This window comes from Aeromonas sp. 600948 (genome assembly GCF_049174875.1).
GTDB classification, from domain to species: Bacteria; Pseudomonadota; Gammaproteobacteria; order Enterobacterales; family Aeromonadaceae; genus Aeromonas; species Aeromonas veronii_A.
Map to the genome: position 1 here is coordinate 60,697 of NZ_JAAKTY010000004.1, position 22,199 is coordinate 82,895.

Genomic DNA, 22,199 nt, shown 5'->3' on the forward strand with positions numbered 1-22,199 from the left:
CACGCCTTTTTGTTGATTGATGATGACCATTACCCGTACCGATCTCGCCGAACTGGCGGTATTTGCCGCCGTCGCCCGTCACCGCAGTTTCAGCAAGGCCGCCCTCGAACTCGGGGTCTCCGCCTCCGCCCTCAGCCATAGCCTGAAGGGGCTGGAAGCCCGTCTGGGGGTGCGGCTGCTCAACCGCAGCACCCGCGCCGTGGTACCGACCGAAGCGGGCCAGCGGCTGCTCAAGCAGCTGCTCCCCACCCTCAATACTCTTGAAGAGGCGCTTTGCGAGCTAGCCCGCAACAGCGATGAACCGGTGGGTCGACTCAAACTCTGCGCCCCCCGCGGCGCCATCGACAGCCTGCTGGCACCTGTGCTGATCGACTATCTGGCCCGTTATCCGCGGATGCAGGTGGAGGTGGTGGAGCAGGAGCTGATGCCCCGGCTGATTGAAGATGGTTACGATGCCGCGCTCTTTTATGGCGATCTGCTGCCCAAGGAGATGATCGGCATCCCCCTCGGCCCGCCCCAGCGTTATCTGGTGGTGGGCTCCCCGGCCTATCTGGCGGAGCACGGTACGCCGGAGCACCCGAGCGAGCTGAGCCGCCACGCCTGCATCGGCTATCGCCTCACTCCGCACCATCACTATCGCTGGGCCTTTGCCGCCGACGGCACCATGCTGGAGATCGAAGTAACCGGGCCGCTCACCACCAGCACCCCGGCCCTCTATCTGGGCGCCGCCGAGGCTGGGTTGGGGCTCGCCTACTGTCTGGAAGAGGAGGTGAGCCAAAAAGTCGCGGAAGGGAAACTGCTCACCGTGCTGGAGCCCTGGTGCCCCACCTTTGCCGGCTTCTACCTCTTCTATCCCAGTCGGCATCAACTGGGCAGCGGCCTGCGCATCCTGATCGACATGCTCAAGGCCCACTACCAAAACCCCGGATTAATGAGTAATACTCAGCAATTCATCAAGTGAAACCCTGATTATCACCAAATAAGTATTAATCTAGACTAGCTGTTCGATAATCGAACTCCCCGAGAGAACAGATATGTCTGCCTATTTAACACTGCGGCAACGGGCCATGACCCGTCGCTTCTGGGCTTACGCCCTCCCCTCCATTCTTGCCATGCTGGTCTCGGGGGCCTACTACCTCATCGACGGCATCTTCGTCGGCCACTATGTCGGTGCCGCTGGCCTCGCCGGGATCAACCTGGTCTATCCGGTCATCATGGTGCTGATTGGTCTGGCCGCCATGATCAGCATGGGGGCCGCCACTGCCATCTCCTTCCAGCAAGGGGCGAAAAACGACAAGCTGGCCCGTCAGGCGCTGGTCAACGCCCTCTGGCTGCTGGCCGGACTCGGGGGCGTTGCGCCGGTGCTGCTCTATTACACCCACACCGATATCCTGCTGGGGCTGGGGATTGAACAGGGCACCGAGACCTGGAAACAGGCAAGCGACTACCTAACCTGGATTGGCGGCGGTACCCTGCTGCTGGCCAGCAATCTGGCGGTGCCCTATCTGCTGCGCAACGATGGCCGCCCGAAACTGGCCATGGTGCTGGTGAGCAGCGGCGCCGTGCTCAATATCATCCTCAACTACATCATGGTGGGTCGGCTGGGGCTGGGATTGATCGGGACTGCGCAAGCCACCCTGATGGCAGAGGGTGCGGTGAGCCTGATCGGCCTTGGCTACTTCTTTACCCCCTGGGCGCGGCTGCGCCTCAGCTGGCGGGATCTGGTGCCCAACCTCCCCGCCATGCCGCACCTGCTCTTTACCGGCCTGCCGAGCCTGATTGCCCAGTTCAACCTCGGCCTGCTGCTGATGCTGCACAACAGCCAGCTGATGGTGTATGGCAATGTGAAGGATCTGGCGGGTTTTACCGTTGCCGGTTACACCGAGGCGGTCTTTATCGTCATCCTGCAGGGGCTGGCGTTCGGCATTCAGCCGCTCATCAGCAAAGCGGCGGGGGCCAAGCGCCACCGCAACCTCAAGTACCTCATGGAGATGGGGCTCAAGTTCACCTTTATCTACGGCATGCTGGTGTGGCTCACCATCCAGCTGCTGCCGGGACAGGTCGCCATGCTCTATACCGGCGACAAGGATCCCGAACTGCTGGCCGCTGCCATCAGCAGCCTGACCCTCAACCTCGGCGCCATTCCGCTGGAGGGGATCATCATGTTCGGCATAGTGCTGCTGCAATCCATGGCGCGTACCCGTCAGGCGCTGGTCATCTCCATCGCCAAAACCGTGTTGCTGCTGCCGCTCATCTTCCTGCTGCCACAACTGTGGGGTCGTGATGGGGTGCTGATGGCCCAGCCCGCGACCGTGCTGCTGCTCACCCTGCCGCTCTGCTGGCTGCTGTGGCGCGAGTGGCTGCGCCTGAAGATGGCCTGCGCGCCAAAAAACAAGCGTCGCCCGCAACCGGCCCGCGCACGCGCCGCCGTCCAGCTGGCCCGTTAAGACCACCCATCCCGCAAAACAATAAAAAACCGGCATCCCCTGATGCCGGTTTCTGCTATATGGGCGGGTCTGCCTGCCCTTACTCGAGGATTCAGGCCAGCACTGCTGCCCACACTATGCCAATACTTCTGGCCTGAGCTGGGCCATCAGCCCCGGGTTGTCGGAGTAATCCACCGGAATGGCCACCACAGCAGGCCCCTCCACCGCCAGCGCGGCCCGCAGGGTGGCGCGCAGCTCGTCGGCCGAGCGCACCGCAAACCCGGCCGCCCCGAACGATTCGGCATAGCGTTTGAAGTCGATGGGGCCAAAAGAGACGCCAGAGGTGCGACAATACTTCTGCTGCTCCTGCATCGCCACCATGTTGTAGCCGTTATCGACCCAGATGATGTGGACGATATTGCTCTTGAGCCGCACCGCCGTCTCCAGCTCCATGCTCGACTGCATAAAGCTGCCATCCCCCGATACCGAGATCACCCTCTCACCCGGCCTTACCAGCGCCGCGCCGATGGCCCACGGCAGTGCCACCCCCATGGTCTGCTGACCGTTGGAGATCAGCACCTGACGGGCGCGGAAGCTGTAGAGGTAGCGGGCAATCCAGATATGGAAGCTGCCCATGTCGACGCAGAGGGTCATGTCGTCGCGCACCAGATCCTGCAGCTCGCGCACGATACGCAAGGGGTGAACCGGATTGCCGTGCATATCATCGGCCCGCATCGCCAGTCGCAGCCGCTGCTGACGTACCCCTTGCAGCAGCCGATCCACCTCGGGGGGGCGGATTTTCGGATTGCCCATGATGCGGGTCAGCTGCAACAGGTTGGCGCGGATCGACCCCACCAGCTCGGCGGTCGGGCAGTAGCTGCTGTCGATATCGGCAGGCAGCACGTCGATATGGAGGATGCGCCGCTCCCGGTCGCCATTCCACAGCACGGGGTCGTACTCGATGGGGCTGTAGCCGATGCAGATCACCAGGTCGGCCCCTGCCAGCAGTTGATCCCCCGGCTGGTTGTTGAAGAGCCCCACCCGTCCGGCAAAGTCATCGAAGTGGCAGCTGTCCACCACCCCGGCAGCCTGATAGGTACCGGTCACCGGCAGCCGCACCTTGTCGAGGAAGGCGCGCACTGCCTCGGCATTCTCCGGCCGACTCGCCATCAGGCCGAGCAGCACCACTGGATTCTGGGCGTTGCGCAGCAGGGTCAATGCCTGCTCCATATTCTGTTCATCGGCACAGCCCGGCTCCGGCACTTCCCGAGGCACCAGCACATTGCCCTTCACCGGCTTGTTGATGATATCCATCGGCAGGCTGACAAACGCCGCCCCCGGCCGTCCCAGCTCGGCGGCGCGAAAAGCGTTGGCCATCACTTCCGAGATCGCCGCCCCGCTGTTGACCTGGGCGCTGAACTTGGTGACCGGACGGCAGAGGTTGACCGTATCCATGCTCTGATGAGTGAGCTTGAGGCCATCGGCACGGCGCACTGCACCGCCCAGCGCCACCATGGGGTCTCCCTCCGAGGTGGCAGTCGCCAACCCGGTAATGAGGTTGGAGCAGCCGGGGCCCGAGGTGACCAGCGCCACCCCCGCCTTGCCGGTCAGGCGCCCCACGGCGGCCGCCATAAAGGCGGCATTCGCCTCGTGGCGCACCACTATGGTCTCGATGGGGGAATCCTCCAGCGCATCGAACACCCGGTCAATCTTGGCACCAGGAATACCGAACACCTGCTTGACCCCTTGCGCCTCCAGATGACGAACCACCAGCTCGGCACCGCACTTCCACTGTCTGTTTTCCATGTTATTGCTCCTTGTCTATTAGCCTTCGGCGGCTTGAATGGCGCGATCGAGATCGGCGGGGGTGAGGTCGGCCTGCCGGAAAGCGGGATCCGATGGCAGGGCCAGATTGAGGTGACGCACCACCGAAAGTCGCAGGGTGCCGTGGGCCATGGTGTAGTCGAGCAGATGGCCGCCCCCCTTGCGATCGGCGGTGATCATGTGTTCGTGAAAGCCCGCCACATTGACCCCCTGCACGAACGGCGGGCAGCGAAAGCCCACCAGAGTCCCCGCTACCGCGGCAAAGCGGAACAGCGGCTGCTGCTCGATGGCCTCCAGCATGGGGCGATAGGGGGGCTCCTGACGCGGCACGGTACGAACCTTGGCCGTTTCAAACTGGCCGTCGAGGCGCAGGGCGACGAAGACGTTGTCGGAGCCCACCAGCCGATCCACCCACTGGTGGATCTCGTCACGGCTCAGGGGGTGATCGAAACGACGCTCCAGACAGGGGCGAAAATGGGTCATCACCGCAAAGGGGGTCTTCTGATCGGCGCGGGCGGGCCGAGCCGAGCCATCGGAGCGCAACTGGTGGATCTGGCGCTCGAAGGCGATCAGCTCACCATCGAGGTGATTGAAGGTGCCGAGGCCAAAGTCGCCGTGGCGCAACAGCTCGCTCATGGTGGTCTCCCCTTCGTAGACCCCCGCCAGCAGGGCGCTCATCAGGGAACTCTGGTAGATCTCGCCACCGTCATGCTGCCTGCGCCAGCGAGAAAACTGCTGGCTCACTTCGAGGGCACAGCTGCACCCGGCACTGTCAGATGTTGCAATATGTTCCATTCGGGTTTCACCTCCACCGTGAATCCTGTTAGCGTTCGGATCCAATGGTGACTTGGTTCACATTTCAACACCAATACGCTGATCCCATGACTTTGAGACTCAATCGATATGGAACTTCGTACGCTCCGCTACTTCATGGCCGTTGTTGAAAAGCAGAATTTCACCCGCGCAGCCGAATCACTCAACATGGCCCAGCCGCCGCTGAGCCAGCAGATCCGCAAGCTGGAGGAGACCTTGGGCACCCCGCTGCTGCGCCGTTTGACCCGCAGTGTCGAGCTGACCGAGGCGGGCGAGAGCCTCTATCGGGATGCGGCGCAGATCCTGGCGCTGGCCGATGCGGCAAAACTGAAGGTAAAGCGGATTGCCCGGGGCGAGCAGGGGGCACTGCGGATCGGCTTTGCCGGTTCCACCGTGCTCCATCCCGCGGTGCTGACCCTGCTGCACGACTATCGGGAGCGCTACCCCGAGGTGGCCCTCAGCCCGCAGGAGGGCACCATGCCGGCACTGGTGGAGGCGCTACGCAACGATCGGCTGGACGCCGCCATCTTGCGGCTGCCCTGCCGGGGTAGCGAGGGCTTTGCCCATCACCTTATCGAGCAGGAGCCGCTGCTGATCGCCCTGCCCACCAGCCACCCCAAAGCCAAGCCTGGCCCCTTGCCACTGGCCAGCCTGAAGGACGAGAGTTTTATTCTGTTTCCCCACGCCATCGGGCCCGGGCTCTATGACGGCATCGTAGGTCTCTGCCGGGAGGCGGGCTTCGAGCCGATACTGGGGCCCGAATGCCCGCAGGTGATCTCCACCGTCGGCATGGTGCAGGCGGGCTTTGGCGTAACTCTGGTGCCCAGCTCGGTGGCGGCGCTGCGCCCGCTCGGGGTCAGTTATCACCCCATTGAGGGCAACGGCATGATGACCAGCATCAGTCTGGCGACACGGCCTCACCCAGGTAGTGCCGTGCTGCGGCACTTTATCGCCCAGATCCGTGCTGCCCAGATACGACAAGGCCTCCCGAAGGAGGCCCTGTTAAACAAGCTTGAACCGGTTTGATGACCAGCTTGCCTGATGCGACGGCTTATTTGACGGTGCTGCTTATTTGACAGTCACCCGGGCAAACTTGCGCTTGCCGACCTGATAGACGGCGGTACCGGCACCGATGAGTGCCTTGCCATCTTCCAGCTTCTCGCCATCCACCTTGACCGCCCCCTGCTTGATCATCCGCAGCGCTTCGGAGGTGGTGGCCACCAGATCGGCCTCTTTCAGCAGGTTGGCAATGGCCAGACCTTCACCTTCCAGTGCCAGCTCGATTTCCGGCATCTCGTCCGGAATGGCGTTCTTGGAGAAACGCTGGGTGAAATCTTCGTGGGCAGCTTCGGCCGCCGCTTCATCGTGATAACGGGCGATGATCTCTTTGGCCAGCCAGATCTTCACGTCGCGCGGGTTGAGAGTACCGGCAGCGATGCCTGCCTTGAACTCTTCGATTTCAGCCAGCGGACGGAAGGAGAGCAGCTCGTAGTAGTTCCACATCAGATCGTCGGTGATGGACATGATCTTGCCGAACATCTCGCCCGGAGCGTCGTGAACGCCGATGTAGTTGCCTGCGGATTTGGACATCTTCTTGACGCCATCCAGACCCACCAGCAGCGGCATCATCAGCACGCACTGGGTCGCCATGCCGGCATCTTTTTGCAGCTCGCGGCCCATCAGCAGGTTGAACTTCTGGTCGGTACCGCCGAGCTCAACGTCCGCCTTCAGCGCGACCGAGTCATAGCCTTGCAGCAGCGGATAGAGGAATTCGTGAATCGCGATGGATTGGCCGCCGGTGTAGCGCTTTTTGAAGTCGTCGCGCTCCATCATGCGTGCCACGGTCTGCTTGGCCGCCAGCTTGATCATGCCGGTCGCACCCAGCTCGCTCAGCCAGGTCGAGTTGTACTCGATGCGAGTCTTGGCCGGGTCGAGGATCTTGAACGCCTGCTCGGCATAGGTGAGGGCGTTGTGCTTGATGGCCTCTTCGGAGAGCGGCGGACGGGTGGCGTTCTTGCCGGAGGGGTCACCCACCATGGCAGTGAAGTCACCGATCAGCAGGATCACTTCATGGCCCAGATCCTGGAAGGTCTTCAGCTTGTTGAGGATCACGGTATGACCCAGGTGAATGTCAGGGGCAGTCGGGTCCATACCCAACTTGATGCGCAGCGGGCGCCCTTCCTTCAACTTGGCGACAAGTTCTTCTTCAACCAGAATTTCTTCCGCTCCGCGCTTGATCTCGGCTAGCGCCACCTCGAGCTGGGACATTTTTTGACTCTCCATCACGATTCCACAGGGCCAAACATATTACTGGAATGGCGGGCCAATTGGAAAGGCTGTAAAATCCGTCCATTCTGCCCGACTTCATCTGCTTCTCATGGTTATTTGGCACGCCTTCAACGCACTCCCCCACTGGCACCGCAAGATGGTGCTGATCTTGAGCATCATGATCATGATGCTGGCGGCCTGGCCCAGCGAACAGGCAGTAGCAACACGGGTCGATGAAAACGGCAACGAAATTGCCCTGCGGGAACCGGCCAACGACAACGCGCTAAACAACGAGCTGCCAGCCGAGGCCGCCCAGCCCGTTACCCCGCCCAAGCCGCGCTATATCACCAAGCAGGTGAAGGTGCGCCGTGGCGACAACATGGGGGTGATCTTCCAGCGCATTGGCCTGAGCACCACTGATCTGCACCTGATCGACCAGCTCGAGGGCAGCGATCCCCTGCGGATGCTGCAACCGGGGCAGGAGCTCACCTTCACGCTCACCGAGAACGGCGAGCTGCACAGCCTCTATTACCCCCACAGTCTGGAGCAGGCGCTCAAGGTGAGCCGCAAGGAGGAGACCTTTGTCGCCCGCAACGTCAAGATCGCCCTCGACACCCGCGAACAGGTGAGCAAGGGGGAGATCCGCTCCAGCTTCTGGGGCGCGGCGGTGGATGCGGGGATGACCGAAGATCAGATCATGGACTTGGCCGCCATCTTCGGCTGGGACATCGACTTTGCCCAGGACTTGCAGCCGGGGGACAGCTTCCGGGTGGTCTATGAAGACAAGTTCCGCGACGACGAGCGGGTCGCCTCCGGCGATATTCTGGCCGCCGAGTTCGTCAACCAGGGCACTGCCTACCGCGCCGTGCTCAATGAAGATGGCAACTACTACACCCCGGAAGGCAAAGCCATGCGCAAGAGCTTCCTGCGTGCGCCGGTCAACTTCAAATACATCAGCTCCAACTTCAACCCGCGCCGCCTCCATCCGGTGACCGGCAAGATCCGCCCCCACAACGGCATCGACTATGTGGCGCCGGTGGGCACCCCCATCATGGCGGCGGGCTCCGGCAACGTGGTGGCGGCGGGCTACAACCAGTTCAACGGCAACTACGTCTTTATCAAGCATGCCGGCAACTATGTGACCAAGTACCTGCACCTCTCCAAACGCACCGTCAACAAGGGACAGCGGGTGAAGCAGGGGCAGACCATCGGCACTCTGGGTGGCACCGGCCGCGTCACCGGCCCGCACCTGCACTACGAATTCGTGGTGGGCGGCATTCACAAGAACCCGCGCACCCTCACCCTGCCGCAGGCAGAGACCCTGAGCGGACGCGAGCTGGCCAACTTCAAAAAGCTGGCGATGCCGCAACTGGCCAAGCTCGACAGCCCCGAGCTGCAGCTGGCCCAGAACAAGCGGGATAGCCGCGGCAACTAAGCCATCAGGGCTGGCGGGGTAGCAGCCCCGCCAGCCCTTTTTATTTTGCCTGCGCATGGCTCGGCGCCATGCTGCATCGGTGTCGGGAAGCGGACTATCCCGACCAGCGAGTGAGGAGAGCCAATGGCTGAACGCTATATCGGATTGATGTCAGGCACCAGCATGGACGGTATTGACGCCGTGCTGGTGGTGATCGACGGGGATCAACTGCGGGTCGAGGCGGCCCTCAGCCACCCCTGGCCCACCGCCCACGAGCTGCATGAGCTCTGTACCCCTAGCGACAACGAGATCGATCGCATGGGGGTGGCCGACAATCTGGTGGCGCGCGAATTTGCCGCCGCCACCCACGCCCTGCTGGCCAAGACGGGCCTCACGCCCGCCGATATTCGCGCCATCGGCAGCCACGGCCAGACCATCCGCCACCGCCCCCAGCTTGGCTTCACCCTGCAGATCGGCAACGCCGCCCTGCTAGCGGCGCTAACCGGCATCGACGTTATCGCCGATTTTCGCACCATGGATATGGCCCTCGGTGGTCAGGGGGCGCCGCTGGTGCCCGCCTTCCATCAGGCGCTGTTTGCCAAACCCGGCGCCCTGCGAGTGGTACTGAACCTCGGCGGCATCGCCAATATCTCGGTGCTGCCGGGCAATCCGGGCGGGGTATATGGTTTTGATACCGGCCCGGCCAACACCCTGCTCGATGGCTGGTATCGCCGCCATCAGCCCCACGGCGGCAACTATGACGCCGGTGGCAAATGGGCCGCCAGCGGCAAGCCCATCCCTGCCCTGCTGGAGAAACTGCTGGCTCACCCCTACTTTGCCGCCCCCTCCCCCAAGAGCACCGGACGGGAGATGTTTACCCTCGATTGGCTCGATGGGGAGCTGGCAGGCACTTCATACGCCCCCGTGGATGTGCAGCGCACCCTGCAGGCGCTCACCTGCCACAGCATCGCCCGCCAACTGCCCGCCCGGCCCGAATCAGTCGGTGCCAGCCAGCCGAAAGCCGAGCTGTTTGTCTGCGGCGGCGGTGCCCATAACGCCCCCTTGCTGAAGGAGTTGGCCAGCCTGCTGCCTGCATGGCGCATCGCCAGCACCGCCGAACTGGGCATTGCGCCCGACTGGATGGAAGGCGCAGCCTTTGCCTGGCTGGCGGAGCGCTTTATCAAGCACAAACCCGGCAACCTGCCCGCCGTCACCGGCGCCAGCCGTCCGGCTGTGTTGGGTGCTCTCTACCCCGCACCCTAGATATCCCCCAGATATGCAAATGACGACAGCCCCGATATGGGGCTGTCGTCATGTCACATCATGAACAGTGGCACTTTGGCCAACACCCGTTGTTACATGGCATTGGTGGACTCAAAAATTTTGTCGGCGGACGCTTCGACAAAGCCCGGATAGAGCACGCCATCTATCTGCGGGTAGCGCAGGGCGAACTCGTAGAAGCAGCTCGGGATGGTACGCACCCCATCGCTGAACGGCACCTCTGCTTTGTCCGCCATGGTGGAGGATTGCTCCAGCATCACCTGCGGATCCCCTTTCACCTCGCCACCCACGCTGTTGAGCACAAAACCCGCCGCCTTCAGCGCCGCATTGACCTGATGGATGGTGTCGAAATCCTTCAACTTGTTGATATTGACCGTGAAGTGGTTGGCACGATAACCCCAGGCTGCCATCCAGGCCGCATACTCGCTCTCCGCCAGCAGAGTCTGATAATCGGCATAGGAGACCTGCCAGGGGGCGCCGGTGTAGAGAAATGCCGGGGTATCGGTCAGATGATCAGGCACCTGATTGGCCAGCTTGTGGATGATGGCCTGGGCAGCCGAAGAGAGCTCTTCCACCTTCAGCTCACTGATAAACACCTTGGGAGCGTCCGGATCCTGATGCTCGAAGTGCTTGGCGTAGAGCTTCTTGGCCTTGAAGACGTACTCGCCCTTCTGCTCGTAACCGAGCGCGAGAAAGTGGGCGGCCAGCTTCTCCAGCCCCAGCTTGGGCAGGTTGTAGGTACGAAACGCCACGTGATCGTTGACGATGGGCTCGCCGCCACCCAGCAGGGTGTGCACCTTGAGGGCGCTCGGGGTCACCTTGATGTAGTTGTCCCACAGATGGCTGAACAGGGTGTCGATATCCTTTTGCATCTCTCTTTCCTTTGATTGCGGGTACAGATGGGGGCACCGCTGGATGCCCCGTGTCGTTATTAGAAGCGCAGGCCGGGCGACAGTTGATCCGGCATCGCGGCTTTGCTGTCTTCGACAGAGGCAACCGGATACGCACAGTAGTCAGCAGCGTAGTAGGCGCTTGCTCTGTGGTTGCCGGAGGCGCCGATGCCACCAAACGGCGCGGCACTGGAGGCGCCGGTGATGGGCTTGTTCCAGTTGACGATACCGGCGCGGATCCGCTTGAAGAAGTGGTGCCAGTCCGCCTCCTTATCCCCCAGCAGACCGGCCGAGAGACCGTAGCGGGTGGCGTTGCCCTGATCGATGGCAGCATCGAAATCATCGTAACGAATGAGTTGCAGCAGCGGGCCGAAGTACTCTTCGTCAGGCAGCTCGCTCACTGAGGTCACGTCGATAATACCCGGGGAGACAAAGCCTGTGCCCGCTTCCAGGTGCTTGAGGGTAAGCAGGCTCTCGCCACCGAGGCGCTGCAGGTTGGCTTGCGCCTCGACCATGCCCAGTGCTGCCTTCTCGCTAATCATCGAGCCCATGAACGGCTGCTCGGCAGCGTCGTAGAGGCCGACCTTGATCTGGCTGACCACCTCGATCAGTCGATTGACCAGGGCATCGCCCCGCTCACCGCGCTCGACAAACAGACGGCGGGAACAGGTGCAACGTTGACCCGAGGTGATAAATGCCGACTGGACGATGGCATGGACGGCGCCGTCGATGTCGCTCACATCTTTCACGATCAGCGGGTTGTTACCGCCCATCTCCAGCGCCAGAATTTTGCCCGGCTGGCCGGCAAACTGTTGATGGAGGAAATGGCCGGTGCGGGAGGAGCCGGTAAAGAAGAGGCCGTCGATATCGGGATTGCCCGCCAGCGCCTTGCCGGTCTCGACCTCCCCTTGCACCAGATTGAGCACCCCCTTGGGCAATCCGGCCTGCTGCCACACCTTGACCATGGCCTCGGCCACCATGGGGGTCAGCTCGGAGGGTTTGAACACCACGGCGTTACCCGCGATCAGGGCCGGGACTATATGGCCGTTGGGCAGATGGCCCGGGAAGTTGTAGGGGCCGAACACAGCCACCACGCCGTGGGGCTTGTGACGGACAAACGCTTTGGCGCCCGGCATGGCATTTTCAACGGTGCCGGTGCGCTCGTCGTGGGCACGAATGGAGATGGCAATCTTGCCCTGCATGGCGGCTACTTCAGTGCGGGTCTCCCACAGCGGTTTGCCGGTTTCGCGGGCGATGGTCAGGGCCAGCGCCTCTTTCTGCTCGCCGAGCAGGTCGGCATAACGGCGCACTATGGCCAGACGATCTTCAAGGCTCAAATCCGCCCAGTGGTAGAAGGCGGCACGGGCCGCCTTGACGGCAGCATCCACTTGCGCCGCACTGGCGGCAGCCCCCTGCCAGATCACCTCGTTCTTGGCCGGATCGGTTGACTCGAACGGCTTGCCTTCACCGGCAAGCCACTGACCGTCGATAAATTGCACTAACTGGCTCATCCATTCACTCCCTGTCGCTGGCAGGCAGCCTCGGCTGCCTGCCTGATAATCGGTTTGCTTGTCCTGTTTGTCTCAGTCGAGGTCGACCACCCGCACCATGTCGCCATCCTGTACCTTGAGTGCCGCCGCCATCTTGGGCGGGATGATGGCTTCGTGCTTGTCGAGATCGACCCGGATATTGCCGTAGCAGGCGCGGTAATGCTCGAAACGGCTGTTGCAGATAAGGTGGGTCTTGCCACCGATGGGCTCGCCCACCAGCACCCGCAGTTTCTTGCTGCGGCGCACGCTGCGGATATTCTTCACGTCGCACTCGACGGTGGGGCCCGCATCGAAAATATCGACGTAGCCACGGTTCACGAAGCCCTCGTCCTGCAGCATCTTGATGGCCGGGCGAGTCTTCTCGTGGGTCTGACCAATGACGGCCCGCGCCTCTTTGCTCAGCAAATTGACGTAGATGGGGTACTTGGGCATCAGTTCGGCGATAAAACGCTTCTTGCCGATGCCGGTCAGATAGTCGACGGTGGGAAAATCCATCGAGAAGAAGTGGGTTTGCAGCCACTCGTAGAAGGGGCTGTGACCGTTGGCATCGGAGACGCCGCGCATTTCGGCGAAGACGGTCTCGTCAAACAGCTCGGGGTGCTCGGCCATAAACAGAAAGCGGTGCTTGGAGAGCAGGCGGCCGTTGAGCCCTTCGCGGGCACATTCGCGCAAGAACAGGGTGCAGAGCTCGGAGTTGCCGGTGTAGTCGTTGGAGAGAGTCAGGGTTTCAACGACGTTGTAGATGCCGAGCTTGGGAGAAGAGTGCACCACTTTGCCGATGTGGTAGTTGTAAAACGGCTGGGAGAGGCCAACCGCGGCATCGATGGCACAGGTGCCGACCATCTCGCCGGTCTCCAGATCCTCAGCCACGAAGAAGTAGAGGCAGTCCCCCTTGCCGGCGGGCTTGTCGGAAAAAGTCTGGGTAGAAGCATCGATCTTGCGCTGCAGCAACTCATCGTTGACGGGCAACGAGGTCATGCCGGTGCCGGACTCGATGGCGCAGGTCTTGAGCCCGGCAAAATCTTTTTGCTCGATGGGACGGATAACCAACATAAATGACAACTCCCTTTCATTGACGACAGGTGGGGGCCCGGCTCCTGCCGGGAGAGCTCCCCACCTCAATTTGGAATCAGGCGTTGACCACCTGGGCAACCGCCTTCTCGAAGCGGGCCAACCCTTCCTTGATGTCCGCTTCCGGGATCACCAGTGAAGGGGCAAAACGAACCACGTTGGTACCGGCAACCAGTGCCATCAGCCCCTGATCGATAGAGGCCAGCAGGAAGTCGCGGGAACGCCCCTTGAAGTCCTCGCTCAGAGCGGCACCCAGCAGCAGCCCCTTGCCACGCACTTCGCTAAAGCAGTGGTATTTGGCGTTGATCGCCTCAAGCCCATCGCGGAACAGCTGTTCGCGCCGCTTGACCCCGTCCAGTACCTCGGGAGTATTGATCACGTCGATCACTGCCTCGGCGACCGCACAGGCCAGCGGGTTACCGCCGTAGGTAGAGCCGTGAGTGCCCACTTTCAGATAAGAAGCGATTTCGTCGGTGGTCAGCATGGCGCCGATGGGGAAACCGCCCCCCAGCGCCTTGGCGCTGGTGAGGATGTCCGGCGTGACGCCGAGCCCCATATAGGCATAGAGATCACCGGTCCGGCCGACCCCTGACTGCACTTCGTCATACACCAGCAGGGCATTGTGTTTGTCGCACAGCTCGCGCACCCCTTTGGCAAACTCGTCGGTAGGACGAATGATGCCACCCTCCCCTTGCAGCGGCTCCATCACCACGGCGCAGGTGTTGTCGGAGATCACCTCGGCTAGTGCCGCCAGATCGTTGTAGGGAACATGGGTAATGTCACCGGGCTTGGGACCGAAGCCATCGGAGTAGGCAGCCTGGCCACCGACGCTGACGGTAAAGAAGGTACGACCGTGGAAGCCCTGATTGAAGGCGATGATCTGGGTCTTCTGCTCGCCAAACTTCTCGATGGCGTAGCGGCGAGCCAACTTGAGGGCAGCTTCATTCGCTTCGGCGCCGGAGTTGCAAAAGTAGACCTTGTCGGCAAAGGTGGCCGCGACCAGCTTCTTGGCCAGACGCAGGGCCGGTTCGTTGGTCATTACGTTGGAGAGGTGCCACAGCTTCTCGCCCTGGGTTTTCAGAGCCTCGACCAGCTTGGGATGACAGTGACCCAGGCCGTTAACGGCGATACCACCGGCGAAGTCGACATACTCGCGCCCCTCCTGATCCCAGACACGTGACCCTTCACCACGCACCGGGATGATCTTGGCTGGCGCATAGTTGGGAACCATCACTTCATCAAACACTTCACGTGTCACTGCCAACAACTCTGACATATAGCTCTCCTTCAGATTCGGCGACAGAATAATCCACCGCCTAAAAGTTAAATCCGTGTAAACGTGACGGGATTATCACAGAAATAAAGTAAAAAGTCTGTAACAAGACGACCTATGAGGAACAATGTTCGATTGACCTTGAGATTTTAGGCAGCCGCATTGCATAACGACTCAGGGGGGCTTGGCAAGAGATAATTTGGGCTGGAAGGGGGCTGAATAAAGTGTCAGAGAAATATTTTTTACCTTCTTTCAAACTTGAGAAGGTGATCACAAATTTTTATGAACAGGACAGAAAATTGGCCAGCAGCAAATGGCCCTGTTCGCTCAAAATACTCTCCGGATGGAACTGAACACCCTCGACAGGAAGTGTCTTATGGCGTAATCCCATGATTTCGTCAAACGAGCCATCGGCATGCTCGCTCCAGGCGGTGACCTCGAAGCAGTCGGGCAGCGTGTCGCGCTCCACCACCAGTGAGTGATAACGGGTCACCCGCAAGGGATCCTTTAGACCGTAGAATACCCCTTCGCCGCGATGGCGAATCAGGGAGGTCTTGCCATGCATCACCTGACGCGCGCGAACCACGCGGGCACCAAACGCCTGCGCCAGCGACTGGTGGCCAAGGCAGACGCCAAGAATGGGTAGCTTGCCGGCGAAGTGGCTGATGGCATCGAGAGAGATCCCCGCCTCATTGGGTGTACAAGGACCGGGAGAGATCACCAGAAAACGGGGGGAGAGCTGCGCTATGGCATCAAGCGTCAGTTCATCATTGCGCTTGACCACAACCTCTTGTCCCAGGGCGCCGAAATATTGCACCAGATTCCAGGTAAAAGAGTCGTAGTTATCGATCAACAACAGCATGAGATAACCAACAGTGGAGAATTAACGATCGAGATAACGACCCTGTTCCATTTCCCGTTCACGCTGACACTCGGCCAGATAGATGGCTGCAGCGATGGCAGCAGTCTTGTGATGTTTATCGATGGCATTGGAGACCATCAATTGCAGGGTATTGAGGTTTTTCGCCTTGCGGAACTTGCGCAGCCAGTGACCTTTATCACTCAGCTCTTCAATCGAAATATTTGGTTGAACAGACATGCGTACTCTTGGGGATATAACCCGGGTTGAAATAAAGAATTAAACAAAATACAACGTGGGAAAATAAAGAAAGCCAGGCAAATACCCAGCTCTCTTCTACTACACCTTCCCAGTATGTCAGGCTCGAGGAACGAAGCCGACTACATCATATACGCTGGTCAGGGTTTTTTCAGCTCTTTCACGCGCCTTTTGTGCCCCTTCGGCAAGAATCGCAATCAGATGGGCCTCATCCTGACGCAACTCGTGGAAACGAACCTGGATCGGTTCCAGCAGCGCAACCACGGCTTCGGCGGTCTCGGTCTTGAGGTGACCATACATCTTGCCTTCGAAGTGCTGCTCCAGCTCGGGGATGGAGCGGCCAGTCACGCCGGACATCAGGGTCAGCAGGTTGGAGACACCCGGTTTGTTTTCCGGGTCGAAACGCACCACCGCCGGCTCGTCGGAGTCAGTCACCGCACGCTTGATCTTCTTGACGATCTGCTTGGGATCTTCCAGCAGGCCGATGAAGTTGGCCTCGTTGTCATCCGACTTGGACATCTTCTTGGTCGGATCCTGCAGGCTCATCACCCGCGCCCCTTCGGTCGGAATGAAGGGCTCCGGCATGGTGAACACTTCACCATAGAGGTTGTTGAAACGGGTACAGATGTCGCGGGTCAGCTCCAGATGCTGCTTCTGGTCGTTGCCGACCGGCACCTGATTGGCCTGATAGAGCAGGATATCGGCTGCCATCAGCACCGGATAACCGAACAGGCCGACGTTGACGTTGTTCTCGAAACGGGCGGACTTGTCCTTGAACTGGGTCATGCGCGACAACTCACCCATCTGGGTATAGCAGTTGAGGATCCAGCCCAGCTCGGCGTGCTGCGGCACGTGAGACTGGATGAAGACAGTGCTCTTCTTGGGATCGATACCGACCGCTAGATAGAGGGCGGCTGCGTCCAGACAAGCCTTGCGCAGGGCAGCCGGGTCCTGACGAGTGGTGATGGCGTGCAGGTCGACGATGCAGTAGAGGCAGTCGAACTCATCCTGCATGTTGACCCACTGACGCAGGGCCCCCATGTAGTTGCCGATGGTCAGCTGACCGGAGGGTTGCGCCCCGCTCAATACGATTGGTTTAGTCATGAGAGTGTTAATCCTTGTTATTCAGCCAGCCCAGCTGCGCTATTAGACCAAAAGTGCATCGAGCTGGGCAAACTGCTCGAATACCCAGTCTGGATGGGAGTCGGCAATGGGGCGGCCATAGTTGTAACCGTAGGTCAGGCCCACCACCTTCATGCCGGCCGCCTTGGCCGCCAGCACGTCATTTTCGGAGTCGCCCACCATTAGAGTGCGAGCCGGGCTCACCCCCAACTCCTGGCAAGCGTGCAGCAATGGCTCCGGGCTCGGCTTCTTGACTGGCACGCAGTTGCCGCCAAGCCAAAGTTCGAAACAATCGCTGATGCCAAGGGCATCGAGGATGGGTGCCACGAAATCACTCGGCTTGTTGGTGACGATCGCCTGCTTGTAACCCAGGGTTTGCAGGCGACGCAGACTCTGGGCAACCCCGTCATACATAGCCAGCCCTTGCAGCAGGCAGGCGTTGTAGTGCTGGAAAAAGATCGGTCTGGCCTTGGCAAACAGCTCGGGGTCAGCCTCGCGATAGGCGAGCGCCCGCTGGATCAGCTTGTCGGCACCATTGCCGACCCAGGTACGGATCACAACTTCATCAGCCTGTGCCAGACCGAGGTCTGCCAGAGTCAGATTGACTGCCAGCGCCAGCTGGGCGGCACTGTCAATCAGGGTGCCGTCCAGATCGAACAGCACCAAATCAAATGCGCGCTCAGCGTGTGACATGAGCCAGCTCCGCACGCATCTTGTCGATCACCGCCTTGTAGTCAGGCTGGCTGAAAATGGCAGAGCCGGCGACAAACATGTCGGCGCCCGCTTCGGCGATTTCACGGATATTGTCGACCTTCACCCCGCCATCGATCTCGAGGCGGATATCGCGGCCGCTCTCGTCGATCAGACGACGCACCTGACGCAGCTTGTCGAGGGTGCCGGGGATAAAGCTCTGGCCACCGAAGCCCGGGTTGACCGACATCAGCAGGATCACATCCAGCTTGTCCATCACATACTCGAGGCAGGAGAGCGAGGTAGCAGGATTCAGAACCAGACCCGCCTGGCAGCCCATCTCCTTGATCAGGCCCAAAGAGCGATCAACGTGATCGGACGCTTCCGGATGGAAGGTGATGAGGGAAGCACCGGCCTTGGCAAAATCGGGAATGATGCGATCCACCGGCTTGACCATCAGGTGCACGTCGATGGGGGCCTCGATACCGTAGTCACGCAGCGCCTGACAGACCATGGGGCCAATGGTCAGGTTGGGGACATAGTGGTTGTCCATCACGTCGAAGTGAACCACGTCGGCACCTGCAGCCAGTACCTTGGCTACATCGTCACCCAGACGGGCAAAATCGGCAGAGAGGATCGAGGGGGCAATCAGAAAGTCTTTCATCAGCATCATCCATTGGCAGCCAGGGAGAAAAAGCGGCGCAATTTTAACGTAAAAGGCGGGCGAAAACGACTCGAATGCGGGGTAAATGGGGCAATCGCCTCCCCTCCCCCAGCCACCTAGGTTTTGGGGCATCGGCACGGGCCTAGGCGCGCCCATAAAAAAACGGCGCCCCTGGGCGCCGCATGGTCTGTTACGTCAGCGGCAGCAGTTCACTGTCGCTGGGATAGTAACCCTGCTCAGGTTCGATTCCGGGGGGATAGAGCGCCAGCAACTCGGCCACCTTGTTGCGGGTGCCGCCGTTGCGACTGATGGTGCGCTTGACCAGGATCTCGTCGAGGCGGGCACCGCGATAAAGCTCACGAGTCAGCTCGATATCATGGTTGCTGATCAGCACCGGCACCCCTTTGTGAGCGGCTGTGTGACGGGCCAGTCGCGCCAGGATCGCCTGATCATCCAGGGTAAACCCGCCGGAGGCATAGGTGGTGAAGCTCGCCGTAGTGGAGAGCGGCGCATAGGGTGGATCACAATAGATAACCCAATCCTCTTCGGCACGCTTGATGGCGTCGGCGTAGCTCTCGCAGATAAAGGTCGCCTTCTGCGCCTTTTCGGCAAAGGCCCACAGCTCTTTTTCCGGGAAATAGGGCTTCTTGTAGGAACCGAACGGCACGTTGAAGCCGCCCTTCTTGTTGTAGCGGCACAGTCCGTTGAAACCGTGACGGTTGAGAAACAGGAACAAGAGTGCCCGCTCGAAGGTGGTCTCGGTCTGATTGAACTGGGTACGCAGCCGATAATAGGCCGCCTTGTGGTTGTGCTCTGCCACAAACAGCTTGCGCGCCTCGGCAATGAAACTGTCCGGCGTCAGCTTGAGGTGGTTGTACAGGCAGATCAGATCCGGATTGATGTCGTTGAGCACATACGCGTCGTAGTCGGTGTTGAGAAACACAGACCCGGCCCCGACGAAGGGCTCCAGCAACACACGCCCGGCCGGCAGGCGCTCGGCAATCTCTTCAACCAGGGAGTATTTTCCCCCGGCCCATTTTAAAAAAGCGCGTGTTTTTTTCATGGAAATCCGGTGTGTAAGAAGGCAAGACCCAAAAAGGGGGACGATTCTACCCCCTTATCCGGTATCAAGGCTATTGCTTCAGCTCTTTTTGTACCTGTGCAAACGACTTGGGCCAGGGCTGGCCTTTCAGCAAGGCTGGCGGAAGCTTGCGAATGGCACTCTTGGCCTGGGTCAGACCGGCATAATCTCCTTGCAGCACCACATACCAGGGACTGCCACGGAATTTGGTCTGATAGACCCATACCTTGCCCGCCAGACTATGCTCGGCGACAAATTGATCCACCGCCTTGGTGTTGCTCGCCCCCATCAGCTGAACGCTGTAGTGGTTGCGCGGCTTCTTGTTCAAGGTGGCGACCGGTGTCAGGGCCACTTTGGGTGCTGGCGCGGCAACCGGCTCGTTGCTGGCTGTTTTGGTGGTAGCAGCAGGCGTTGCGGTTGTCGCCGGATTCAGTACTTTGGAGGTACTGGCTGGCACCGTGGTTGCGATTGCACCACTGGGGGCTGTGCCACTCGGGTTCTTGCCGGTCAGCTCGTCCACCACGTCAGTAGGCAGAGCGCCGCTCACCTTGGGTTCGGTCATCAGCTTTTGCACGACCTCGTCAGAGATCACCACCCGACGCCCTTCGTAATTGGTTGATTCGGTGGTCACGGTTTCGCTCTCCACCGATTTGGGAAGCACTTTCGCCTCCGGCTGCCAATCTTTCACTACCCCGTTGGGATTGTTGGCTGCATCGCGGTTTTGCGCGCCTTGTGCAGCGGCATCGGTATTCGAACCGCCTGCGGTGAGGGGATCGCCTCCCGCTACCGGGATCGGCAATGCCGTGTTCTGCGCCGGACCCTGCAGCGCCGGTTTGCTTTCATTGTCAAACAGCGCAGGCAGCAGGTAGCTCAACGCCAGCAGGCCGCCAGCGACCAGCGCGATAGCGGTGGCAATCTTCTTGACGGGCAACTCCGCCTGACGCTTCTTGGGCCTTCTGTCGGTCATGATATCCTCCAGTAACTGCATGATGGTGGACGGATGTCCGTTCGCCGTTTTCAGGATCTCCTCCACTTGCGGCTTGGGCAAGAGGGTCGCCGGGATCTTGAGCTCTTTGGCTTTTTCATACAAGAAGATGCGCTGCTCCGGCGGGCTCAGTGGCGGCACTTCCAGCTCAAGGGCTGGCATGGCTCGCCCTTTGAGCTGCGGCCGTTGGGTACGACACCAGACGTCACTGCCCGAGACGATAATGGCCAGCTGATGGGGCGCCGCCAGGGTATCGTTATGACGGATGATCGCCCACAACTCTCCCAGCAGGTCGGCCGGCAACTGGTCGGCCCGCTCTATCAGTAGCAACAGGGTGGCAGGCTTGCTCCCCTCCAGCATGCGAAAGAAGCTCTCCGCCAGCGCATCCTGTGGATTGAACAGCGGGCGCGCCACCACCTGTGGCAGCAACAGCTGGCGCACATCCACCATCTTCATGGCAGGCGTACCAATCAGGCTTACCACCCGCACTTTTTCCGGCAACACGCCGAGCAGGGATTCGCACAGGGTACCGCGACCACAACCGGGTTTACCGGAGAGAAAAATGAAAGGGTGATTGAATTCAATCAGATGCAGCAGCCGGTCAACCAGCTGCCGCTGGGAAGGAAGTTTTAGCAGTTTATTCGTCACGACCAGACTCGATCACCGCCAGCAACTCGGCATCGGACACATCCCCCACCACCTGCGCATGGCCGATGCCAACCGGCAACACCAGACGCAGCTTGCCTTCCAGCACCTTCTTGTCACGGCGCATATGGCGAATAAAGGCGGCGAAATCCATCTCGGCAGGCGCATGAATGGGCAGATTGGCGGCCAGCAGCAGGGCGCGCACTCGCGCAACGTCCGCTTCGCTCATATCGCCACGTGCCTGCGCAGTCCAGGCAGCCAGCATGGTGCCGGCGGACACTGCTTCACCGTGCAGCCAGTTGCCATACCCCTGCTCGGCCTCGATGGCATGACCAAAGGTGTGGCCCAGATTGAGCAGCGCACGGACGCCGTGCTCGGTCTCATCCTGACCGACCACATCGGCTTTGATCTCGCAGCAGCGTTTGATGGCGTAGGCCAGCGCGGCAGGTTCCAGCTGTTGCAGACGCACCATGTTCTGCTCCAGCCAACTGAAGAAATCAGCATCCCAAATGATGCCGTACTTGATCACCTCGGCCATCCCTGCGGCAAATTCGCGGGCTGGCAAGGTACTCAGACATTCGGTATCGATAACAACTTGTTTGGGCTGATAAAAAGCCCCAATCATGTTCTTGCCGAGGAGGTGGTTGACCGCGGTTTTACCGCCAACAGAGGAGTCAACCTGGGAGAGCAGAGTGGTCGGGATCTGGATAAAAGGAATGCCACGTTGATAGCTTGCTGCCGCAAAGCCCACCACATCCCCGATCACGCCGCCCCCCAGAGCGATCAGTGTCGTATCGCGCCCATGGTTGGTTTCAAGCAGAGCAGACATGATCTGCTCAAAGGTCGCCAGGTTCTTGTACGCCTCGCCGTCGGGCAGAACAAGGTGTTCCACCTGAAAATCCGCCAGCAGGGAAGTCACTTTCTCAAGATAGAGCGGGGCGACGACCGTATTGGTCACTATCATCACCCGCCTGCCCTTGATGCTTGCTGCCAGCACCTCGGAGTGCTGTAGCAAACCGGCAGCTATCTCGATGGGATAGCTGCGCTCACCCAGTTCAACCTTCAACCGTTCCATGGACGTCCTC

The 22,199-nt window shown here is 60.4% G+C and carries 20 protein-coding genes; 5 read left to right on the forward strand and 15 right to left on the reverse strand.

The window, feature by feature from the left end; all coding sequences use genetic code 11:
• Positions 1-22 precede the first annotated feature (22 nt).
• Positions 23-961 (forward strand): LysR family transcriptional regulator, encoded by a 939-nt coding sequence (locus G5182_RS04625; RefSeq protein WP_064338523.1) that lies wholly within the window; start codon positions 23-25, stop codon positions 959-961.
• A gap of 73 nt (positions 962-1,034) precedes the next feature.
• Complete coding sequence (locus G5182_RS04630) at positions 1,035-2,447, forward strand: MATE family efflux transporter (RefSeq protein ID WP_076492884.1); 1,413 nt, start codon at positions 1,035-1,037, stop codon at positions 2,445-2,447.
• A gap of 114 nt (positions 2,448-2,561) precedes the next feature.
• Here the strand turns inward: G5182_RS04630 and alsS are convergent, their stop codons facing one another.
• Together alsS and budA are read right to left on the reverse strand one after the other, a co-directional pair.
• Entirely contained in the window at positions 2,562-4,232 is a 1,671-nt protein-coding gene (alsS, locus tag G5182_RS04635; RefSeq protein ID WP_227342117.1) for an acetolactate synthase AlsS, read from the reverse strand.
• Positions 4,233-4,250: 18 nt separating this feature from the next.
• The gene (budA, locus tag G5182_RS04640; protein ID WP_227342115.1) at positions 4,251-5,045 is read right to left on the reverse strand and encodes an acetolactate decarboxylase; all 795 of its coding nucleotides are present in this window, start codon (positions 5,043-5,045) and stop codon (positions 4,251-4,253) included.
• A gap of 108 nt (positions 5,046-5,153) precedes the next feature.
• Between budA and G5182_RS04645 the strand changes: the two genes are divergently transcribed.
• Positions 5,154-6,089, forward strand: coding sequence for a LysR family transcriptional regulator (locus tag G5182_RS04645; RefSeq protein ID WP_124929994.1), 936 nt, complete (start codon positions 5,154-5,156; stop codon positions 6,087-6,089).
• 42 nt (positions 6,090-6,131) lie between these two features.
• On the opposite strand, the gene tyrS is transcribed toward G5182_RS04645, so the two are convergent.
• A complete protein-coding gene (gene tyrS / locus G5182_RS04650) occupies positions 6,132-7,331 on the reverse strand; it encodes a tyrosine--tRNA ligase (protein ID WP_005347884.1) in 1,200 nt (399 codons plus the stop codon).
• A gap of 109 nt (positions 7,332-7,440) precedes the next feature.
• Between tyrS and G5182_RS04655 the strand changes: the two genes are divergently transcribed.
• Positions 7,441-8,766, forward strand: coding sequence for a peptidoglycan DD-metalloendopeptidase family protein (locus G5182_RS04655; protein ID WP_157161227.1), 1,326 nt, complete (start codon positions 7,441-7,443; stop codon positions 8,764-8,766).
• Positions 8,767-8,889: 123 nt separating this feature from the next.
• Positions 8,890-10,008: an anhydro-N-acetylmuramic acid kinase gene (locus G5182_RS04660; protein ID WP_227342114.1), complete on the forward strand. Its 1,119-nt coding sequence runs from the start codon at positions 8,890-8,892 to the stop codon at positions 10,006-10,008.
• A 92-nt stretch (positions 10,009-10,100) separates the two neighbouring features.
• Here the strand turns inward: G5182_RS04660 and G5182_RS04665 are convergent, their stop codons facing one another.
• From G5182_RS04665 to aroB, 12 genes are all read right to left on the reverse strand, one after another.
• Positions 10,101-10,898 (reverse strand): DUF1338 domain-containing protein, encoded by a 798-nt coding sequence (locus tag G5182_RS04665; protein ID WP_227342112.1) that lies wholly within the window; start codon positions 10,896-10,898, stop codon positions 10,101-10,103.
• 59 nt (positions 10,899-10,957) lie between these two features.
• Positions 10,958-12,427, reverse strand: coding sequence for a succinylglutamate-semialdehyde dehydrogenase (astD, locus tag G5182_RS04670; RefSeq protein WP_227342111.1), 1,470 nt, complete (start codon positions 12,425-12,427; stop codon positions 10,958-10,960).
• Positions 12,428-12,499: 72 nt separating this feature from the next.
• Entirely contained in the window at positions 12,500-13,519 is a 1,020-nt protein-coding gene (gene astA, locus G5182_RS04675; RefSeq protein WP_005334994.1) for an arginine N-succinyltransferase, read from the reverse strand.
• Between the two features lie 76 nt (positions 13,520-13,595).
• Positions 13,596-14,813 carry an aspartate aminotransferase family protein gene (locus tag G5182_RS04680; RefSeq protein ID WP_216953066.1) on the reverse strand — a complete coding sequence of 406 codons (1,218 nt, stop codon included), beginning with the start codon at positions 14,811-14,813 and terminating at the stop codon, positions 13,596-13,598.
• Between the two features lie 277 nt (positions 14,814-15,090).
• Positions 15,091-15,672 carry an aminodeoxychorismate synthase component II gene (locus G5182_RS04685; protein WP_216953065.1) on the reverse strand — a complete coding sequence of 194 codons (582 nt, stop codon included), beginning with the start codon at positions 15,670-15,672 and terminating at the stop codon, positions 15,091-15,093.
• A 21-nt stretch (positions 15,673-15,693) separates the two neighbouring features.
• Positions 15,694-15,909 carry a hypothetical protein gene (locus G5182_RS04690; RefSeq protein ID WP_216953064.1) on the reverse strand — a complete coding sequence of 72 codons (216 nt, stop codon included), beginning with the start codon at positions 15,907-15,909 and terminating at the stop codon, positions 15,694-15,696.
• A 117-nt stretch (positions 15,910-16,026) separates the two neighbouring features.
• Positions 16,027-17,031, reverse strand: a complete 1,005-nt coding sequence (gene trpS, locus G5182_RS04695; RefSeq protein WP_219296416.1) for a tryptophan--tRNA ligase — start codon at positions 17,029-17,031, stop codon at positions 16,027-16,029.
• Between the two features lie 42 nt (positions 17,032-17,073).
• The gene (locus tag G5182_RS04700) at positions 17,074-17,742 is read right to left on the reverse strand and encodes a phosphoglycolate phosphatase (protein WP_227342109.1); all 669 of its coding nucleotides are present in this window, start codon (positions 17,740-17,742) and stop codon (positions 17,074-17,076) included.
• On the reverse strand, positions 17,729-18,403 hold the full coding sequence (gene rpe / locus G5182_RS04705; RefSeq protein ID WP_005335006.1) for a ribulose-phosphate 3-epimerase: 675 nt from the start codon (positions 18,401-18,403) through the stop codon (positions 17,729-17,731). The genes G5182_RS04700 and rpe overlap by 14 nt, the downstream gene beginning before the upstream one ends.
• A gap of 190 nt (positions 18,404-18,593) precedes the next feature.
• On the reverse strand, positions 18,594-19,466 hold the full coding sequence (locus G5182_RS04710; RefSeq protein WP_005335008.1) for a Dam family site-specific DNA-(adenine-N6)-methyltransferase: 873 nt from the start codon (positions 19,464-19,466) through the stop codon (positions 18,594-18,596).
• A 70-nt stretch (positions 19,467-19,536) separates the two neighbouring features.
• Positions 19,537-21,117 carry an SPOR domain-containing protein gene (locus G5182_RS04715; protein WP_227342107.1) on the reverse strand — a complete coding sequence of 527 codons (1,581 nt, stop codon included), beginning with the start codon at positions 21,115-21,117 and terminating at the stop codon, positions 19,537-19,539.
• Positions 21,107-22,189, reverse strand: a complete 1,083-nt coding sequence (gene aroB / locus G5182_RS04720) for a 3-dehydroquinate synthase (protein ID WP_227342105.1) — start codon at positions 22,187-22,189, stop codon at positions 21,107-21,109. The genes G5182_RS04715 and aroB overlap by 11 nt, the downstream gene beginning before the upstream one ends.
• Between the last annotated feature and the right edge of the window lie 10 nt (positions 22,190-22,199).

What these genes read in the sequence shown, in the direction of transcription:
- G5182_RS04700 (WP_227342109.1), bottom strand. Translation starts at nt 17,742, where the DNA reads ATGTCACACGCTGAGCGCGCATTTGATTTGGTGCTGTTCGATCTGGAC.
- rpe (WP_005335006.1), bottom strand. Translation starts at nt 18,403, where the DNA reads ATGAAAGACTTTCTGATTGCCCCCTCGATCCTCTCTGCCGATTTTGCC.
- G5182_RS04690 (WP_216953064.1), bottom strand. Translation starts at nt 15,909, where the DNA reads ATGTCTGTTCAACCAAATATTTCGATTGAAGAGCTGAGTGATAAAGGT.
- G5182_RS04645 (WP_124929994.1), top strand. Translation starts at nt 5,154, where the DNA reads ATGGAACTTCGTACGCTCCGCTACTTCATGGCCGTTGTTGAAAAGCAG.
- budA (WP_227342115.1), bottom strand. Translation starts at nt 5,045, where the DNA reads ATGGAACATATTGCAACATCTGACAGTGCCGGGTGCAGCTGTGCCCTC.
- aroB (WP_227342105.1), bottom strand. Translation starts at nt 22,189, where the DNA reads ATGGAACGGTTGAAGGTTGAACTGGGTGAGCGCAGCTATCCCATCGAG.
- tyrS (WP_005347884.1), bottom strand. Translation starts at nt 7,331, where the DNA reads ATGTCCCAGCTCGAGGTGGCGCTAGCCGAGATCAAGCGCGGAGCGGAA.
- G5182_RS04680 (WP_216953066.1), bottom strand. Translation starts at nt 14,813, where the DNA reads ATGTCAGAGTTGTTGGCAGTGACACGTGAAGTGTTTGATGAAGTGATG.
- astD (WP_227342111.1), bottom strand. Translation starts at nt 12,427, where the DNA reads ATGAGCCAGTTAGTGCAATTTATCGACGGTCAGTGGCTTGCCGGTGAA.
- G5182_RS04625 (WP_064338523.1), top strand. Translation starts at nt 23, where the DNA reads ATGACCATTACCCGTACCGATCTCGCCGAACTGGCGGTATTTGCCGCC.
- G5182_RS04665 (WP_227342112.1), bottom strand. Translation starts at nt 10,898, where the DNA reads ATGCAAAAGGATATCGACACCCTGTTCAGCCATCTGTGGGACAACTAC.
- G5182_RS04685 (WP_216953065.1), bottom strand. Translation starts at nt 15,672, where the DNA reads ATGCTGTTGTTGATCGATAACTACGACTCTTTTACCTGGAATCTGGTG.
- alsS (WP_227342117.1), bottom strand. Translation starts at nt 4,232, where the DNA reads ATGGAAAACAGACAGTGGAAGTGCGGTGCCGAGCTGGTGGTTCGTCAT.
- G5182_RS04655 (WP_157161227.1), top strand. Translation starts at nt 7,441, where the DNA reads ATGGTTATTTGGCACGCCTTCAACGCACTCCCCCACTGGCACCGCAAG.
- astA (WP_005334994.1), bottom strand. Translation starts at nt 13,519, where the DNA reads ATGTTGGTTATCCGTCCCATCGAGCAAAAAGATTTTGCCGGGCTCAAG.
- G5182_RS04660 (WP_227342114.1), top strand. Translation starts at nt 8,890, where the DNA reads ATGGCTGAACGCTATATCGGATTGATGTCAGGCACCAGCATGGACGGT.
- trpS (WP_219296416.1), bottom strand. Translation starts at nt 17,031, where the DNA reads ATGACTAAACCAATCGTATTGAGCGGGGCGCAACCCTCCGGTCAGCTG.
- G5182_RS04710 (WP_005335008.1), bottom strand. Translation starts at nt 19,466, where the DNA reads ATGAAAAAAACACGCGCTTTTTTAAAATGGGCCGGGGGAAAATACTCC.
- G5182_RS04630 (WP_076492884.1), top strand. Translation starts at nt 1,035, where the DNA reads ATGTCTGCCTATTTAACACTGCGGCAACGGGCCATGACCCGTCGCTTC.